Below are 2,726 nucleotides of genomic sequence, written 5' to 3'. Positions count from 1 at the left end.
GAAAAAACGGGAGGAGAAAGGTATGAAAAAGACAGTAAGCATACTGGTAGCAATGGTGATGATACTAAGCGTGATACTGGTGCCTGGGTACGCGTTCAGCGACATCGGGGAAGGGAAACAGGCGGAAGCGATCACGAAACTGACAGGGCTGGACATCCTGAAGGGATACGAGGACGGGACGTTCAAGCCGGAAAACAACATCACGCGGGCTGAGTTTGTGGCGATCATGAACCGCGCTCTGGGGATAGACAGCCTGGTGAGCGGGACAACGGCGGAAGCGCCGTTCATCGATGTACCGGGCAGCCACTGGGCGGCCGGAGACATCAAATACGCGTCGGACAACGGAATGGTTCTGGGATACGGCGAAGGGTACTTCGGGCCGGAGGACAATGTGACCTACGAGCAGGCACTAAAAATCATATACAACGCCATGGGATATGGACCGAAAGCGTCTACAATGGGCAGTTATCCGGACAATTACCTGGCAATGGCAGCGCAGGATGGAATCCTGCGGGGAATCACGGTGGAATCCTATGCGGGAGCGGCGACGCGGGGAAATATCTGCAGCATCCTGTATGAGGCGATGCAGCTGGAAACCATGGAGCCGGTAAACTACGGCGGGGAAGACAAGGGGTACCAGCTCAGCGGGACGACGCTTCTGGAAAAACTGCTGAAGATCAAAAACGCGGATATCCTGGAAGGGATTGTGACAGAAAATCACCTGACAACCCTGAGCGGAGAAACCACGCTGGACAACGGCCAGGTGAAAATCACGGGGGTAAAAGGAGAAGAAGAATGGACTCTGCTTGCGGGAGAAACCAACGCGGCTGAACTGATTGGACAGCGGGTGGAATTCCATGTGGACAAGGATGACAGTCTTGCATACCCGAAAATCACCAGCATCACGCCGGTGAAGAACAGTTACTTGGAAATCGAGGCGGAGGATATCACCGACACGACAGGGAGCGGAAGTTCCTTCACCATTGAGTATGAGACGAATGATGAGAAAACACGCAAAGCGAATGTGGGGCCGTATGTGGTGTACAACGGCCGCGCGGTGGAAGCGCCGGCAGCGGAGGACCTGTTCATTAAAAACGGAAAAGTGAAACTGATTGACAACAACCAGGATAATAAATACGAGGTGGCGGTGTTGTCGGAATATTACAGCTTCCGGGTGGAGAAGGTGAGCCTGACCACATCGGTAATCTTTTTGAAGGATGCGTCCTTCAACGGGCTGAACCGGATCAGCTTGGAGCCGGACGAGGATGACTTCTATTACAGCATCGTGAACGTGGACGGGGACGCGCTGGAACTGGAGGACATCAAAGAGGATGACGTGATCACGGTGCTGAGCGATAAAGATGGGAAAAACATCGATCTGACCGTATCGAAACAGAAGGTGGAAGGCCGTGCGGAGGAATACACAGAGGACGACATCACCATCGGGGGAAAAACATACAAGCTGGCAAAGGATGAAAACGGCAAAGAAATGGTGCAGGTGGATCTGAGCAAGGAGGGAACCTTCTATATCGATACCTACGGCCAGGTGGTAAGCTTTGAGGAAGGGGAAACCCTGATCGAAAACGTGGGATACGTGGTGAGCACCAAGTATGAGGGGGGCATCACGGAGGGCTTCGGCATGAAGCTTCTTCTGGGAGGCATTGCCAAACAGGAGCAGGACAAAAACGATAACTATTACTATACCACGGGCAATAAGGAATTCAAGGTGCTTTACACCACGGGAAAAGTGCGGCTGAACGGGAAGAGCGCAGGAGATGAAGAACTGAATGAAAAAGTGAAGCCGGGCATGCTGATCAGCTTTTCGCTGAACAAGGCAGGGGAACTGACAAAAATCGATCTGCTGGACGCGGAGGCCGTGGAGGCGGAACGCGCATTCAACCCGGACATCGGAGCATTCGGCGGAGCATTTTATATAGATGATAAAACAGTGGTGGTAGCGGTGCCGGAAGAGGACACAACGGACGAGGATGACTACTTCACCAAGGTGACGCTGGATAAGAGCAAGAAATATACGACCCGGGGCTACGAGATCGATCCGGAAACAAAAGTGGCGAAATTCGCAGTGGTGACGACAAGCATGAAAGCGGACATCGGAGGCACGATCACCAGCGACGCGGACATCATGGTGGTGACAAGGGTATACGAGAAGGCGGAAGACGCGGACAACGTGTACTGCCGAATTGAGGGGTATCAGAGCGGGAAGCTGGTGAACCTGACGGTGAAGTCGGAAGCGAACGTATACACAATCGCAAACGGACTGAGGCAGGGAGACGTGATCTACTATTCACTGAACTCACAGGATTTGGTGGACAACATTGAGAAGGTGGAAAGCCTGATGCCGAAGCCGGGATACTTCCACAAAGACGAGAGGGGAGCAAACGAGCGGGTATTCGGGAAACTGCATACCATCAAGCGGGATGAGCTGTCGGAGACGACAAACAGCCAGCAGAGCGAGTTTGTGATCAATCTGGCAACGGAGGAGAGCGCGGATCAGGAACTGGTGAAGATGGTGGTGGACACAAAGAATGAACCGCCGGTTTATCTGTTGAACAGCAAGACGGGAAAGGTGAGCGTGATTACGCTGGACGACCTGTTCTCGACGGAGGAAGTTGGCTATGAGAAAGCCACAGAGCTGTTTGTGTGCAAGAAGAAGTTCGACGTCAAAGGGATTATTGCGGTGAAATAGTCCGATAACTTGTGGGGGC

1 protein-coding gene is annotated in these 2,726 nt (G+C 52.9%); it reads left to right on the top strand.

The window, feature by feature from the left end; translation table 11 throughout:
• Positions 1-22: 22 nt before the first annotated feature.
• A complete protein-coding gene (locus KQI32_RS13120; RefSeq protein ID WP_216426071.1) occupies positions 23-2,707 on the top strand; it encodes an S-layer homology domain-containing protein in 2,685 nt (894 codons plus the stop codon).
• Positions 2,708-2,726 lie beyond the last annotated feature (19 nt).

The sequence above is a fragment of the Acetivibrio sp. MSJd-27 genome (assembly GCF_018918095.1).
Lineage (GTDB): Bacteria > Bacillota > Clostridia > UMGS1840 > HGM11507 > HGM11507.
The sequence above is the reverse complement of the archived record's forward strand: the minus strand, read 5'-3'. Positions and strand labels throughout refer to the sequence as shown.

What these genes read in the sequence shown, in the direction of transcription:
- KQI32_RS13120 (WP_216426071.1), top strand. Translation starts at nt 23, where the DNA reads ATGAAAAAGACAGTAAGCATACTGGTAGCAATGGTGATGATACTAAGC.